A 15,661-nucleotide genomic window follows, 5' to 3' on the forward strand; every position below is an offset into this window, starting at 1 on the left:
GAACAATGTTGGGAGTAAAGAGTATGAGTGATCAAACGGCACTGCCCCTGCAATTTACCGAGGCAGCAGCAAACAAGGTTAAGTTCCTGATTGCTGACGAAGAAAACCCGAACCTTAAGCTGCGGGTTTACATTACCGGCGGCGGCTGCAGCGGATTCCAGTACGGCTTCACTTTTGACGACAAGGTCAACGATGGCGACATGACCATCGAGAAGCAGGGCGTGGCGCTGGTGGTCGATCCGATGAGCCTGCAGTATCTGGTCGGCGGTTCGGTGGACTACACCGAAGGGCTGGAAGGGTCGCGCTTCGTGGTGACCAACCCGAATGCCAAAACCACCTGCGGTTGCGGTTCGTCGTTCAGCATCTGAGTTTGCCTGTCAGAATATCAACCCGCTCGCCTTACGGCCGGCGGGTTTTTTTATGCCTACCATTCCACGAGGATCACTTCCGCCCCGTTCTCCAGCGCCGGTTGGCGGGTAATGTTCGGCTGCGCCGCCGCATGGCTGCATTCGGCCCGTGGGGCGGCGGCCTCGAGGCGCACGGCGCATTGCGGTTCAATGGTCAGAGTAACGCCGATCCGGCCGCTGACGGCATCGGCATGCGCGGCGCCACTCAGCAGGGTGCCACAGCATGCAAGCAGAATTTTTTTCATCATTGCGGGAATAGCCATCCGTAAGCAATCTTGTGATGACTTATCGGCAAAAAGTTAAAAAGGTTTAACAGCGCGGGGAAGGGATTAACCTGCGGATAACAGAATTTTACATCGTCACTACGCTATTTATTGGGTGAAAATAATACCACCAAGCCCGTTTTTAGTCTAATGAATCACCAAATGCGGCGTTGCCAAGCGCCGCTCCACAGGGCGACGGCTCAGCGTTCGAGAATAAAGGCGGGCAATTTGAGGTGCCAGCGGATGGCCGCCAACCGAATGGCCAGGGTGATGATCATGCCCAGCATCATGGCCTGTTGCAGCGGCATGCTGAAGGTGTAAAACGCCGTGGCGTGCACGATGCCGCCGATGATGCAGGCGGTGGCGTAAATCTCGGTGCGCAGGATCATCGGGATCTCGCGCGCCAGCACGTCGCGGATAATGCCGCCGCCGACGCCGGTGATCACCCCCATGCAGATTGCCACCAGCGGGCCGGTGCCGGCTGCGAAGGCCTTGTTGACGCCGATGCCGACGAACACCGCCAGTCCGACGGCGTCCAGCACCGGCAGCACCCACTGCGGCAGACGGCGCGGCTGGCGCACCAGCAGCAGCGTCAAGACGCAGGTGATCATCGCCACCACCAGATCGGTGGGATCCTTGACCCAGAACACCGGGCCGTTGGCCAGCGCCATGTCGCGGATGGTGCCGCCGCCGACCGCGGTGACCACGCCCAATACCAGCACGCCGAACGGATCCATGCGCAACTTGCCGGCCAGCAGTACGCCGGAGATGGCGAACACCGCCGTACCGAGAATATCCAACCAGAACACCAGCATCAGCGGATCTCCGCCAGCTGGCGGCACAGCTGCTGCGCCGCCAACAGGATGCGCGGCCCGCCGCGGTTGAACCAGTCTTCGTTCAGCGCGATCACCGGCACCTGCAGCTGCGGCGCCCAGAAGGCTTTCACATTGGCGGCTTCTTTCGCGCCGCCGGTGATGACGATGGCCTGCGGCTGACGCGCCAGCACCTGTTCGCGGCTGATTTGCGGCCAAGGGGTGCGGCTGTCGGCGAAGACGTTCTGCCCGCCGCACAGCGCCAGCACCTGGCTTTGCAATGTGGCGCCGGAGCTGGTGAACAGCGGCTGGGTACCGAACTGCAGCAGCACGCGCCGTGGCGAGTTAGCGGCGTACTGTTGTTTGAGAGCGGCGAACTGGCGGCGAAGGCCTTCCGCCGCCTGATGCGCCTGCTCCGGGTGCGGGCTGTATTGCGCCAGCTTATCCAGCAAGCCGGCGATCCCTTCGAGATTGTCGGCGTCCGCATAGAAAATTGGGATGCCGAACGCGGCGAGCTGATCCAGCACGCGCTGCGGATTGCCGCCGCGCCAGGCGAGGATCAGGTCTGGCTTGAGCGCCAGCACCCGTTCCAGATTGATGCCCTGCCAGGAGGCCACCTGCTCCAGCCTGGCGGCCTGCGGCGGATAATCGGAATAGGCGCTCGCCGCCACCAGCACATCGCCCATGCCGGCGGCATAGGCGAGTTCGGTGGCGTTGGGCGCCAGGCTGATCACCCGCTGGGCGGCGCCGGCCGGCATGGCCAGCCAGAGCGCCAACAAACAGAGCATCGAGGTAAAGCGCAGCCTCACATCAACCGCGCTTGGCCAGGGTTTGCAGCATGGCGTTGACCATCAGCGTGGACTGCTTGGCCGCTACCACCAGGAACTCGTCAAAGCTCATGTGCGACTCGCTGTCGGCGACGTCGGAAATGGCGCGCACCACCACGAACGGCGTGCCGAACAGATGGCAGACGTGGGCGATCGCCGCGGCTTCCATTTCCACGGCGGCGACGCGCGGGAAGGTGGCGCGAATGCGCGCCAGCGGCTCGGCGCCGTTGATGAAGGCGTCACCGCTGCAGATCAGGCCGCGCACCGCGTGCAGATCCAGCTGTTTGATGCAGCCTTCCGCCAGCGCGATCAGCGCGTCGTCGGCGACGAACGCCGCCGGGCAGCCGGCCATCTGGCCCGGCTCGTAGCCGAAGGCGGTGACGTCGGCGTCGTGGTAGCGCACTTCTTCCGACACCACGATATCGCCCACGCGCAGGGTGCTGGCCAGGCCGCCGGCGGAACCGGTGTTGATCACCAGATCCGGGCTGCAGTGTTCCAGCAGCAGGGTGGTGCCCATGGCCGCAGAAACTTTGCCGATGCCGGATTTCAGCAGGGCCACCTCAACGCCGCCGATCTGGCCGGTGTAGATTTCGCAGCCCGCGCGCTGAATGGTTTGACGGTTTTCGATTTGATCGCGCAGCAGGGTGACTTCCTGCTCCATTGCGCCGATGATGCCTACTTTCATAAATAACACTCGCTGATTGGCCGTGAGAATTGCGGCATAGTCTATCATGGCTGTGTGAGAGAGATAATGCGTTGCATCCGCCGCCGGGAATTGTTATCACGGGGGCAGGGCGCAACGGCGGAGAAACAGATGTCCGGGATCGACTTCAAGCAAAAAATCAGCTTCCAACGGCCTTTCAGCAAACCGATCGAGGCCGAGGAAGAGTACGACATCGTGCGGCAGTTCGAGAGCGATCGCGGGCGCATCGTCAACTCGGCCGCCATTCGCCGTCTGCAGCAAAAAACCCAGGTGTTTCCGCTGGAGCGCAACGCGGCGGTGCGCAGCCGCCTGACGCACTCGATGGAGGTGCAGCAGGTCGGGCGCCACATCGCCAAAGAGATCCTCAACCGCTTCAAACAGGCGGGGAGAATTGATGAGCTCGGCCTGACCCGGCTGCTCGATCCGTTTGAAAGCATCGTGGAAATGGCCTGCCTGATGCACGACATCGGCAACCCGCCGTTCGGTCACTTCGGCGAGTCGGCGATCAACGACTGGTTCGCCCAGCGGCTCGATCCCGCCAGCTGCGGCAGTGAGCCGGGCAGCCACGATCGCTGCCAGGTGGCGACGCTGCGCCTGCATGAAGGGGAGAGCGATCTGAACCGGCTGCGCAGCCGGATCCGTCAGGATCTCAGCCACTTCGAGGGCAACGCCCAGGCGATCCGCATGGTGTACAGCCTGCTGAAGCTCAACCTGACCTACGCGCAGGTCGGCTGCATTTTGAAATACACCCGCCCGGCCTACTGGGCGAGCGACATCCCCGCCAGCCACAGCTATCTGATGAAAAAGCCCGGCTACTATCTGGCGGAAGAGGCCTTCGTCGATCGGCTGCGGCGCGAGCTGCACATGGGCGAGTTCGATCGTTTCCCGCTGACCTATATCATGGAGGCCGCCGACGATATCTCGTACTGCGTGGCCGATCTGGAAGACGCGGTGGAGAAGAGCATTTTCACCGTCGAGCAGCTGTATCAGCACCTGATTCAGGAGTGGGGCGAGGTGGCGCCGGGCGATCTGTTCGACAAGACCGTCGCCAGCGCGTTTCGCAAGATCGATCGCGGCGGCGCGCGGCGCAGCGCGGAAGATCAGTTCTTCATGTATCTGCGGGTGTTTACCGTGGCGCGGCTGGTGCCGCACGCGGCGCAGCGCTTTATCGACAATCTGGACGCGGTCTATCAGGGCAGTTTCAATCAGGCGCTGCTGGAGGATTCCAGCCCGGCGTACCGGCTGCTGAAAATATTTAAAAATGTGGCGTTCAAGCACGTGTTCAACCACCCGGAGGTCGAGCAGCTCGAGCTGCAAGGCTACCGGGTGATCAGCGGCCTGCTGGACATTTACAGCCCGCTGCTGGCGATGTCGCTGGCGGACTTCAGCCAGCTGGTGCGCGAGGACAGCCACCGCGCTTACCCGATCGAAACGCGCCTGTTCCACAAGCTGTCCACCAAGCATCGGCTGGCGTATGCGGAGGCGGTAGAGGGGCTGCAGCATTTATCGCCGGAGCAGCAAGCCATTCGGGAATATTATTTCCGCGCCCGTTTATTGCAGGACTATATCAGCGGAATGACCGACCTTTACGCCTATGATGAATATCGTCGATTAATGGCGGCGGAATAATTCAACTGAAGAATAATTGTCAGCAATTCCAACCGGTTGGCTGTCTCGACTTTTGTAAAGACGGACAATATTTGTTTACTATTGCCAATCATCTGTGCCGGAACTTCGGGCTATTAATTAACTCTGAATAAGCACGCAAGACGGCCATTCTTTTTGAACGACTTTATAAGAGACACACAGATGAAAAAAACCGCATTAGTTCTGAGCGCACTGGCATTCAGTATCGGTATGGCGATGGGCCCGGTCACGGCCAGCGCCGCTGAAACCGCCTCTTCCAACACCCAACAGCTGCCGAGCCTGGCGCCGATGCTGGAAAAGGTGATGCCTTCCGTGGTGAGCATTAACGTTGAGGGCAGCACCACGGTCAATACGCCGCGCATGCCGCAGCAGTTCCAACAGTTCTTCGGCGAAGATTCACCGTTCTGCCAGGACGGCTCGCCGTTCCAGGGCTCGCCGATGTGTCAGGGCGGCGAACAGCCAGGGCCGGATGGCCAGCCGCAGGGCACGCAGCAGAAATTCCAGGCGCTGGGCGCCGGGGTGGTCATCGATGCCGCCAAGGGCTATGTGGTGACCAATAACCACGTGGTGGACAACGCCAACAAGATCCAGGTGCAGCTGAGCGACGGCCGCCGTTTCGACGCCAAGGTGATCGGCAAGGATCCGCGTTCCGATATCGCGTTGATCCAGCTGAAAGACTTCAAGAATCTGACGGCGATCAAGATGGCGGATTCCGATCAGCTGCGCGTCGGCGATTACACCGTGGCGATCGGCAACCCGTACGGGCTGGGTGAAACCGCCACTTCGGGCATCGTATCCGCCCTGGGGCGCAGCGGCCTGAACATCGAAAACTATGAAAACTTCATCCAGACCGATGCGGCGATCAACCGCGGTAACTCCGGCGGCGCGCTGGTTAACCTGAACGGCGAGCTGATCGGCATCAACACCGCGATCCTGGCGCCGGACGGCGGCAACATCGGTATCGGCTTCGCCATTCCGAGCAACATGGTGAAAAACCTGACGGCGCAAATGGTCGAATATGGCCAGGTGAAACGCGGCGAGCTGGGCATCATGGGCACCGAGCTGAACTCTGAGCTGGCCAAGGCGATGAAGGTCGACGCGCAGCGCGGGGCCTTCGTCAGCCAGGTGATGCCGAAGTCTTCCGCCGCGAAGGCGGGCATCAAGGCCGGCGACGTGATCGTCACCATGAACGGCAAGGCCATCTCCAGCTTCGCCTCGTTCCGGGCGGAGATCGGCACGCTGCCGGTCGGCAGCAAGATGTCGCTGGGCATTATTCGCGACGGCAAACCGGTGACGATTGACGTCACGCTGGAGCAAAGCGCGCAGACTCAGGTGGCCTCGGGCAATATCTACACCGGCATCGAAGGCGCCGAGCTGAGCAACACCCAGGTCGGCAATGTGAAGGGCGTCAAGGTCGACAGCGTGAAAGCCGGCAGCGCCGCGGCGCGTATCGGCCTGAAAAAGGGCGATGTGATCCTGGGCGTGAACCAGCAGCCGATCCAGAACCTGGGCGAGCTGCGTAAAATCCTCGACAGCAAGCCGTCGGTGCTGGCGTTGAATATCCAGCGCGGCGAAAGCCAGCTGTACCTGCTGGCGCAGTGATAGGCGTCTGGCGTTAAAAAGAAAGGCACGCTGCGGCGTGCCTTTTTGCGTTATGGCCTGAGGATTCAGGCCGGTTGCGTCAGATGCGCGCGCGCCGCGTGGATCACCAGTTCAATCTCATCCAACAGCTCCAGCCACTCCGGCTCCAGCTCGTCGTTGGTGACGCCCTGGCGCAGCTGCCGCTCGAGGTAGAAACACAACTGCTTGAGGCGCGGCACGCCGCTGTAGCTGCAGCTGCCGTGCAGCTTATGGACCAGATCGAGGATCTCGTCGTCATGCTGGCCGTCGAGCAGCGCTTGCACCCGCTCGCGCACCTGCGGCAGGAAATCGAGCAGCATTTGCAGCAGATCGCGCGCCAGATCCGGTTTATTGGCCGCCTGACGCAGCGCCAGCGGCCAGTCGAGCGACAGCGGCGCGTCGTCGGCGACGGCGTTTTCCACGTCGCCGCTGTGGTAGCGCGACAGCACGCGGGTCAGCATTTTCTCGTCGATCGGCTTGGCCAGATAGTCGTCCATCCCGGCCTGCAGCAGGTGCTCGCGCTCGCCGCTGGCGGCATGGGCGGTAACGGCGACGATCGGCGTGGAGTTGTGATGCGGCAGTTGGCGGATCAGCTCGCTGGCGTGAATGCCGTCCATCTTCGGCATCTGAATGTCCATCAGGATCAGATCCAGCACGTTGTCGCGCGCCAGCGCCAGCGCTTCCTCGCCGCTCTCGCACAGCAGGGTTTTTTCTACCTGTTCCCCCAGCAGCGTGCCGATCAGCTTCAGGTTGGCCGGGTTGTCGTCAACCGCCATCACCGTCAGCGGCAGGCGTTTACGCTCAGGCGGCGCGGTGAGGCGTGTCGGTGTCTCCATCCTAAGCAGCGGGAACAACCGGGTGCTGGTGATCGGTTTGATCAGGCAGCCGAGCGCGCCTTGTTGCTTGAGCAGCTCGGCGTCGATCTGCGCCTGGCACGGCAGCGCCAGAATCACCCGATCGGCCAGCTTCAGCGAGGCCAGCAATTTGTCCTCGTGCTGCGCCATATTGGCGCGGAACGGGATGGGCACGCCGGCCAGCAGGAAGTCATAGTGGCCTGGCGGCAGCTGGGCCAGCGTCGGCGAGTGGGTGATCACCAGCTGCGTGACGCTGAGCATGTTGAGCGTCGCCTGCGCCGCCGTCGGGTTGGACTCGATATAGGCCAGCGTTTTGCCGTTCAGATCCGGCAGGCTCGGCGCCAGCGACAGCATGCCCTCGTTCAGATCCAGCGTGATGTGGAACCAGAAGGTCGAGCCGCGGTTCAACTGGCTGTGGAAGCAGATATCGCCCCCCATCTCTTTCACCAGTTTTTGCGTGATCACCAGCCCCAGCCCGGTGCCGCCGTGGCGGCGGGAGATGCTGGCGTCCGCCTGACGAAACGCCTGGAACAGCTGCGACTGCTGGCGTTCGGAGATGCCGATGCCGGTGTCGTGGATCTGCACTTCCACTTCCACCCGGCGATCCAGCCGTTTGCGCAGCTCGACGCGAATATCGATATTGCCGGTTTCGGTGAACTTGATGGCGTTGCCCAGCAGGTTGGTGATGATTTGCTGCAGGCGCAGCGAGTCGCCGATCACCTGCTCCGGCACGTCGTTGTGCACATCCAGCGTCAGCTCCAGCCCCTTATCGTGGGCGCTGGGCGCCAGCAGCACCACCACTTCGTCCAGCGTTTCACGCAGGGCGAACGGAATATGCTCCAGCACCAGCTTGCCGGCCTCCAGCTTGGAGAAGTCCAGCACGTCGTTGATGATGGTCAGCAGGTTGTTGGCCGAGCGTTCGATGGTCTGCAAATAGTCGGTCTGGGTCGTGCTCAAATCGGTTTTCAGCATCTGGCGGGTGAAGCCGATTACGCCGTTGAGCGGGGTGCGCAGCTCGTGCGACATGTTGGCCAGGAATTCGGACTTGATGCGCGCCGCTTCCTGCGCGCGTTTTTTCGCCAGATCCAGCTCGACGTTCTGAATTTCCATTTGCTCCAGCGTTTCACGCAGGTCGGAGGTGGCCTGATCGATGTTCTGCTGCATCTCTTCGTGATAGGCGGTGAGCGACATCGCCATCGAGTTGATGCCGTTCTTCAGCATGTGCAGCTCGCCGAGCATGTAGCCCTCCACGCGGCTGTCGAGCTGGCCGCGGCGGATACGGTCGACGGTATTCACCATGTTGCGGATCGGGCCGGTCACGTCGCGCATCAGCCGGTAAGCGAACAGGATGGCGATGCACATGCACAGCAACAGCAGCAGGGTGGAGACGAACACCTCTTTATATTGCTGCAGCCGCACCGACTGCAGATCCAGCTCGATCGCCACATAGCCCAGGTTGTTGTCGGGGTGGCTGCCGCCGTCGGCGGTTTCATCCGGATACTGGCTTTCCGACAGGATCGGCGTGCGCAGGATCAGCGAATCGCCGCGTCGGGTGAGCATCAGCTCAGTGGGCAACGGCACGCCTTTCGGCAGCTGCAGCTGAGCGAAGTTGTGGTGATAATTGGAGGTGACGAACAAATTGTTCTGCGCATCGAACACGGTGATCGAACGCACGATGTCCGAATGGCGGCGGTGCAACAGACTGACCAACTGCCTGACTGATTCGCGGCTGCGGAACGTCATGCCGTACTCGCTGGCCACCGCCAGCGGCTCGATGATGCTGGCGCCGGCGTCGACCAGTTGCTCCTGCAGCTCGTTATAGCGGTGCACCACGAAGAAGGTGCTGAGCAGCAAACCAATCAGCAAGGTCGGGGCCAGAATCAGGATCATCATGCGCGCACGCAGGCTGTATTTGGTCATGGGATTCCAATGTGGGAGAATTGACAGCTGACACTAGCTTAATGAACCAGCACACAATCGACAAATATGGCGCAATTCTACTCTCCCAAACGCCGCGTGACGACCCGGCAGAGCTCACAAATCTTCACCGTGACGGTGAGCGATCTCGATCCTTTCGGCCAGGGCGTGGCGCGCTACGACGGCAAAGCGGTGTTCGTGCCGGGCGTATTGCCGGGCGAGCAGGCGGAAATCCAGCTGACCGAAGACAAGCGCCAGTTCGCCAAAGGCAAGCTAAAACGCCTGCTGAGCCGCAGCCCACAGCGGGTGGCGCCGCGCTGCCCGCATTTCGGCGTGTGCGGCGGCTGCCAGCAGCAGCATGCGGATGAGGCGCTGCAACAGCAGAGCAAGGCGGCGGCGCTGGTGCGCATGATCGCCCGCGAAACCGGGGTGACCCCGCAGCAGGAGCCGGTGATCGCCGGCCCGGAATACGGCTATCGCCGTCGCGCCCGCCTGAGCCTGGCGTGGCAGCCGAAGTTGCAGCGCCTGATGATGGGCTTTCGCCAGGCGGCCTCCAGCGAGCTGGTGGCGGTGGAGCACTGCCCGGTGCTGCGGCCGGAGCTGGAACGGCTGCTGGCGCCGGTGCGCGCCTGCCTGAGCGGGCTGCAGGCGGTACGGCGGCTGGGGCATGTAGAGCTGGTGCTGGCGGATAACGGCCCGCTGCTGGTGCTGCGCCATCTCGACGCGCTGAAAGAGGCGGATCGGCAGGCGCTGTTGGCGTTTGGCGAGCGGGAAAACCTCGCCGTTTACCTGGCGCCGGACAGCGATCGCGTGGAAAAACTGTGCGGTGACATGCCGTATTATCAGGTTGACGGGCTACGCTTAGACTTCAGCCCGCGCGACTTTATTCAGGTCAATGACGCCGTAAACCAACAAATGGTGGCGCAGGCCCTTGAATGGCTCGACATTCAACCCAATGATCGGGTGCTGGACCTGTTCTGCGGCATGGGCAATTTTACCCTGCCGCTGGCGCGCCGCGCCGCTGCGGTGGTGGGCATCGAAGGTGTTGCCACGCTGGTAGCGAATGGGCAATATAATGCACATAAGAATAAGCTGAATAATGCGTCGTTCTTCCACGAGAATCTGGAGGACGACGTTGCGCGGCAACCTTGGGCAGCACAAGGGTTTGATAAGGTGATGCTGGATCCCGCCCGCGCCGGTGCGGCCGGGGTGATGTCACACATTGTAAAACTGGCGCCGGCGCGGGTGGTGTATGTTTCCTGTAACCCCACCACGCTGGCTCGCGACAGCAAAATGCTGTTGAGCGCCGGTTATCGTCTTGCGCGCGTGCGGATGTTGGATATGTTTCCGCACACGGGGCATCTTGAATCAATGGCGCTGTTTATCAACGAGCGCGCGCCAGAGGTCGCTGCAAAGTAGGGAGAAGTTATGGTTGCGGTAAGAAGTGCACATCTGAATACGGCAGGTGAGTTCGCTCTCGATGAGTGGATAGCCGGCTTGGGGCTACCTAACCCGCAGTCATGTGAGCGATTGGCCGCAACCTGGCGTTATTGTGAGCAGCAGACCCAAAACCATCCCGACGCCTCGCTGCTGCTGTGGCGCGGCCTGGAGATGGTGGAAATCCTCTCGACGCTGAGCATGGATAACGACAGCATGCGCGCAGCGCTGCTGTTCCCGCTGGTGGATGCCGGCATCGTGCAGGAAGAGACCCTGACCGAAGCGTTCGGCAAGGGCATTGTCGCGCTGGTGCACGGCGTGCGCGACATGGACGCCATTCGCCAACTGAAAGCCACCCAAAACGATTCGATGGCCTCCGAACAGGTCGACAACGTGCGCCGCATGCTGTTGGCGATGGTGGAGGATTTCCGCTGCGTGGTCATCAAGCTGGCGGAGCGCATCGCTCACCTGCGCGAGGTGAAAGACGCGCCGGAAGACGAGCGCGTGCTGGCGGCGAAAGAGTGTTCCAACATCTACGCCCCGCTGGCCAACCGGCTCGGCATCGGCCAGCTGAAGTGGGAACTGGAAGATTTCTGCTTCCGCTACCTGCATCCGGAAGAATACAAGCGCATCGCCAAGCTGTTGCATGAGCGCCGCATCGATCGCGAACAGTTCATCGACGATTTCGTTGCCGGGCTGCGCGCCGAAATGGCCAGCGAAGGCATTCGGGTGGAGATCTACGGCCGGCCGAAACACATCTACAGCATCTGGCGCAAGATGCAGAAAAAGCACCTGGCGTTCGACGAACTGTTCGACGTGCGCGCGGTGCGCATCGTGGCGGAGCGCCTGCAGGATTGCTATGCGGCGTTGGGTATCGTGCATACCCACTTCCGCCATCTGCCGGACGAGTTCGACGACTACGTCGCCAACCCGAAACCCAACGGCTACCAGTCGATCCACACCGTGGTGCTGGGGCCGCGCGGCAAAACCGTCGAGATTCAGATCCGCACGCGGCAAATGCATGAAGACGCCGAGCTGGGCGTAGCCGCGCACTGGAAGTACAAAGAGGGCGCGGGCGTGACCGTGCGCTCCGGCTACGAAGAACGCATCGCCTGGCTGCGCAAGCTCATCGCCTGGCAGGAAGAAATGGCGGACTCCGGCGAGATGCTCGACGAAGTGCGCAGCCAGGTGTTCGACGATCGGGTGTATGTGTTTACGCCGAAAGGCGACGTGGTGGATCTGCCGGCCGGCTCCACGCCGCTCGATTTCGCTTACCACATTCACAGCGACGTCGGTCACCGTTGCATCGGCGCCAAGATCGGCGGCCGCATCGTGCCGTTTACCTATCAGCTGAAGATGGGCGATCAGATTGAGATCATCACCCAGAAGCAGCCGAACCCGAGCCGCGACTGGCTGAACCCGAACCTGGGCTATGTCACCACCAGCCGCGGGCGCTCGAAGATCCATAACTGGTTCCGCAAGCAGGATCGCGACAAGAACATCCTCGCCGGTCGTCAGATGCTGGACAACGAACTGGAGCATCTCGGCATCAGCCTGAAAGAGGCCGAGAAGCTGTTGATCCCGCGCTACAACATGAACTCGCTGGACGAGGTGTTGGCGGCGATCGGCGGTGGGGACATTCGCCTGAACCAGATGGTGAATTACCTGCAGGGCAAGTTCAACAAGCCGAGCGCCGAAGAGCAGGATCGCGAGGCGCTGCGCCAGCTGGTGCAGCAGAAAGCGCCGCCGCCGGCCCGCAACAAGGACAATGGCCGGGTGGTGGTGGAGGGCGTGGGCAACCTGATGCACCACATCGCCCGCTGCTGCCAGCCGATCCCGGGCGACGACATCGTCGGCTTTATCACCCAGGGGCGCGGTATTTCGATCCACCGGGCGGACTGCGATCAGCTGGTCGATCTGCAATCGCACGCGCCGGAGCGCATCGTCGACGCGGTATGGGGTGAAAGCTACTCCAGCGGTTATTCGCTGGTGGTGCGCGTGATGGCCAACGATCGCAGCGGGCTGCTGCGCGACATTACCACCATTCTGGCCAACGAAAAGGTCAACGTACTGGGCGTCGCCAGCCGCAGCGACACCAAGAAGCAGTTGGCCACCATCGACATGGATATCGAAATCTACAACCAGCAGGTGCTGAGCCGGGTGCTGGCGAAGCTGAACCAGCTGCCGGACGTGATAGACGCCAAGCGTCTGCACGGCAACTAAGCCCACATCGCCTTTCGGGCCGTATCGATAGCGGATGCGGCCCGAAATCCATGAATTCGGCGGGCGCTCCCCTGCGCCCCCATGCTTTCTCAGAGATTTTTTATGACCCAATCCACTCCGCTGCAGCGTCTGCTGAACATCATGAAAACGCTGCGCGACCCGCAGATCGGTTGCTCGTGGGACCGCAAGCAAACCTTCGCCACCATTGCGCCTTATACGCTGGAAGAGACTTACGAAGTGCTGGACGCCATCGAGCGGCAGGACTATGCCGATTTGCGCGACGAGCTGGGCGACTTGCTGTTTCAGGTGGTGTTTTACGCCCAGATGGGGCAGGAGCAGGGGCTGTTCGATTTCGATGAGGTGTGCACCGCCATCAGCGACAAGCTGGAGCGGCGTCACCCGCACATTTTCGGCGACGCCGAGGGCGGAGACAGCGAAGCCGTGGCGGCGCGCTGGGAGCAGCTGAAGGCCGGCGAGCGCGCCGAAAAAGCGCTGCACTCGGTGCTGGACGACATTCCGCAGGCGCTGCCGGCGTTGATGAAAGCGCACAAGATCCAGAAACGCTGTGCCTCGGTCGGCTTCGACTGGAACACCCTGGGGCCGGTACTGGACAAAGTGTACGAAGAGATCGACGAAGTGATGCACGAAGCCCGCCAGGCGGTGGTCGACGAGAGCAAGCTGGAAGAGGAGATCGGCGATCTGCTGTTCGCCACGGTGAACCTGTCGCGCCATTTAGGCCACAAGGCGGAGAACGCGCTGCAGGCGGCGAACCGCAAGTTCGAGCGCCGCTTCCGCCAGGTGGAAGAGATTGTCCAGCAAAGCGGGCTGCGGCTTGAAGACGCCACGCTCGAGCAGATGGAAGACGCCTGGCAACAGGTGAAACGTCAGGAAAGCTGAATCGCCGCGACAATGTTGATCGCCGACAAGGTTCGCCCGAGCTGAAACGGTTAAGCTTTCAGTCAGGTCACAGGCGCATGGCTGCCGGCGGCGGCAAAAGGGCAACAAACTGAAATCTAAGGCGTTTTATCGCTCCTGAGGGGCGGTAAAAAGAAATTTTCTCTGCTAACTCTTTGTTTTACCTGGAGGGTTTATGCGGCGCCGGCGGAGTAAACCCTGATGAACACGGGAGGGCGGCCGAGATGATGGACAGCAAAACGATCGTTTGTAGGTCAGGAGAGGTTCGGGTATACTACTTTCCCGTCCTGGTTCTTCCATCGTCTTTAAACCTAAACTCTCAGGTTCAGCATGACAACTAATTATATTTTTGTGACCGGCGGGGTCGTATCCTCTCTGGGTAAAGGCATTGCCGCAGCCTCTCTGGCGGCTATTCTTGAAGCCCGTGGCCTCAACGTTACCATCATGAAACTGGACCCGTACATCAACGTGGATCCGGGCACCATGAGCCCGATTCAGCATGGGGAAGTTTTCGTCACCGAAGACGGCGCAGAAACCGATCTGGATTTGGGTCACTACGAGCGCTTCATCCGCACCAAAATGTCGCGTCGCAACAACTTCACCACCGGCCGCATCTACTCCGACGTGCTGCGTAAAGAACGCCGCGGCGACTATCTGGGTGCGACCGTGCAGGTCATTCCGCACATCACCAACGCGATCAAAGAGCGCATCATCGAAGGTGGCGAAGGCCACGATGTGGTGCTGGTGGAAATCGGCGGCACCGTCGGCGATATCGAATCGCTGCCGTTCCTCGAAGCTATCCGTCAGATGGCGGTGGAAGTGGGCCGCGAGCACACTCTGTATATGCACCTGACGCTGGTGCCGTACATGGCGGCGGCCGGCGAAGTGAAAACCAAGCCGACCCAGCATTCCGTAAAAGAGCTGCTTTCCATCGGTATTCAGCCTGATGTGCTGATTTGCCGTTCCGATCGCGCAGTTCCTGCTAACGAACGCGCTAAAATCGCGCTTTTCTGCAACGTGCCAGAAAAAGCGGTTATCTCTCTGAAAGACGTTGATTCTATTTATAAAATCCCAGGCCTATTGAAATCTCAGGGGCTGGACGATTATATTTGTAAACGATTCAGCTTGAACGCACCGGAAGCCAACCTGGCCGAATGGGAACAGGTGATCTACGAAGAAGCCAATCCGGGCGGCGAAGTGACCATCGGCATGGTCGGCAAATACGTTGAGCTGCCGGACGCCTACAAGTCGGTGATCGAAGCGCTGAAGCACGGCGGGCTGAAAAACCGTCTGACCGTGAACATCAAGCTGATCGACTCGCAGGACGTGGAAACCCGCGGCGTGGAAGTGCTGAAAGGGCTGGACGCGATCCTGATCCCGGGCGGCTTCGGTTACCGCGGCGTGGAAGGCAAAGTGATGACCGCACGCTATGCGCGCGAGAACAACATTCCTTACCTGGGCATTTGCCTGGGCATGCAGGTGGCGCTGATGGAGTTCGCTCGCAACGTGGCGGGCATGGAAAACGCCAACTCCACCGAGTTTATGCCAGACTGTAAGTACCCGGTGGTGGCGTTGATCACCGAATGGCGCGACGAAGACGGCAACGTCGAAGTGCGCAGCGAAGAAAGCGATTTGGGCGGCACGATGCGCGTAGGTGGCCAACAGTGCAACCTGATCGACAACAGCCTGGTGCGTCAGCTGTATGGCGAACCGACCATTGTCGAGCGTCACCGTCACCGTTACGAAGTTAACAACATGCTGTTGAAGCAGATCGAAGCCGCAGGGCTGCGTGTCGCCGGTCGTTCCGCCGACAACAAGCTGGTCGAGATCATTGAACTGCCGAATCACCCGTGGTTTGTAGCCTGTCAGTTCCACCCGGAATTTACGTCTACGCCGCGTGATGGGCATCCGCTGTTCGCCGGCTTCGTGAAAGCCGCAGGCGAGCATCAGAAGCGCCAGGTGAAATAAAATATTTGGTAGGCGGCGCGCGGTGAGAACCGCGCGCTGTTTGTCTGGAGTTTTAGTTTAACTTGTAC

General features: G+C 61.0%; 12 protein-coding genes. 7 read left to right on the plus strand and 5 right to left on the minus strand.

Annotated features, from left to right (window positions below; all coding sequences use genetic code 11):
- Positions 1-23: 23 nt before the first annotated feature.
- Positions 24-368 carry an iron-sulfur cluster insertion protein ErpA gene (gene erpA / locus SSARUM2_RS03410; protein ID WP_004932708.1) on the plus strand — a complete coding sequence of 115 codons (345 nt, stop codon included), beginning with the start codon at positions 24-26 and terminating at the stop codon, positions 366-368.
- Between the two features lie 56 nt (positions 369-424).
- Here the strand turns inward: erpA and SSARUM2_RS03415 are convergent, their stop codons facing one another.
- From SSARUM2_RS03415 to mtnN, 4 genes are all read right to left on the minus strand, one after another.
- On the minus strand, positions 425-670 hold the full coding sequence (locus SSARUM2_RS03415; protein ID WP_072270130.1) for a hypothetical protein: 246 nt from the start codon (positions 668-670) through the stop codon (positions 425-427).
- Positions 671-870: 200 nt separating this feature from the next.
- Positions 871-1,485, minus strand: a complete 615-nt coding sequence (locus tag SSARUM2_RS03420) for a TRIC cation channel family protein (protein ID WP_033637131.1) — start codon at positions 1,483-1,485, stop codon at positions 871-873.
- The gene (btuF, locus tag SSARUM2_RS03425) at positions 1,485-2,270 is read right to left on the minus strand and encodes a vitamin B12 ABC transporter substrate-binding protein BtuF (protein ID WP_060452845.1); all 786 of its coding nucleotides are present in this window, start codon (positions 2,268-2,270) and stop codon (positions 1,485-1,487) included. The genes SSARUM2_RS03420 and btuF overlap by 1 nt, the downstream gene beginning before the upstream one ends.
- Positions 2,271-2,292: 22 nt before the next feature.
- Positions 2,293-2,994: a 5'-methylthioadenosine/S-adenosylhomocysteine nucleosidase gene (gene mtnN / locus SSARUM2_RS03430; RefSeq protein ID WP_033637132.1), complete on the minus strand. Its 702-nt coding sequence runs from the start codon at positions 2,992-2,994 to the stop codon at positions 2,293-2,295.
- A gap of 129 nt (positions 2,995-3,123) precedes the next feature.
- On the opposite strand from mtnN, the gene dgt reads away from it, so the two are divergent.
- Both dgt and degP read left to right on the plus strand, forming a co-directional pair.
- Positions 3,124-4,641, plus strand: a complete 1,518-nt coding sequence (gene dgt / locus SSARUM2_RS03435; RefSeq protein WP_033649226.1) for a dGTPase — start codon at positions 3,124-3,126, stop codon at positions 4,639-4,641.
- 180 nt (positions 4,642-4,821) lie between these two features.
- The gene (degP, locus tag SSARUM2_RS03440) at positions 4,822-6,261 is read left to right on the plus strand and encodes a serine endoprotease DegP (RefSeq protein WP_033649228.1); all 1,440 of its coding nucleotides are present in this window, start codon (positions 4,822-4,824) and stop codon (positions 6,259-6,261) included.
- A 65-nt stretch (positions 6,262-6,326) separates the two neighbouring features.
- On the opposite strand, the gene barA is transcribed toward degP, so the two are convergent.
- Positions 6,327-9,053 (minus strand): two-component sensor histidine kinase BarA, encoded by a 2,727-nt coding sequence (barA, locus tag SSARUM2_RS03445; protein ID WP_120150917.1) that lies wholly within the window; start codon positions 9,051-9,053, stop codon positions 6,327-6,329.
- A gap of 66 nt (positions 9,054-9,119) precedes the next feature.
- On the opposite strand from barA, the gene rlmD reads away from it, so the two are divergent.
- From rlmD to pyrG, 4 genes are all read left to right on the plus strand, one after another.
- Complete coding sequence (rlmD, locus tag SSARUM2_RS03450; protein WP_060452770.1) at positions 9,120-10,469, plus strand: 23S rRNA (uracil(1939)-C(5))-methyltransferase RlmD; 1,350 nt, start codon at positions 9,120-9,122, stop codon at positions 10,467-10,469.
- 9 nt (positions 10,470-10,478) lie between these two features.
- The gene (gene relA, locus SSARUM2_RS03455) at positions 10,479-12,710 is read left to right on the plus strand and encodes a GTP diphosphokinase (RefSeq protein WP_033637137.1); all 2,232 of its coding nucleotides are present in this window, start codon (positions 10,479-10,481) and stop codon (positions 12,708-12,710) included.
- A 102-nt stretch (positions 12,711-12,812) separates the two neighbouring features.
- Entirely contained in the window at positions 12,813-13,607 is a 795-nt protein-coding gene (gene mazG, locus SSARUM2_RS03460; RefSeq protein ID WP_060452769.1) for a nucleoside triphosphate pyrophosphohydrolase, read from the plus strand.
- A 348-nt stretch (positions 13,608-13,955) separates the two neighbouring features.
- Complete coding sequence (gene pyrG, locus SSARUM2_RS03465; protein ID WP_033637139.1) at positions 13,956-15,593, plus strand: glutamine hydrolyzing CTP synthase; 1,638 nt, start codon at positions 13,956-13,958, stop codon at positions 15,591-15,593.
- The last annotated feature ends 68 nt before the right edge of the window (positions 15,594-15,661 follow it).

This window comes from Serratia sp. K-E0102 (assembly GCF_029962625.1).
Taxonomy (GTDB): Bacteria; Pseudomonadota; Gammaproteobacteria; order Enterobacterales; family Enterobacteriaceae; genus Serratia; species Serratia sarumanii.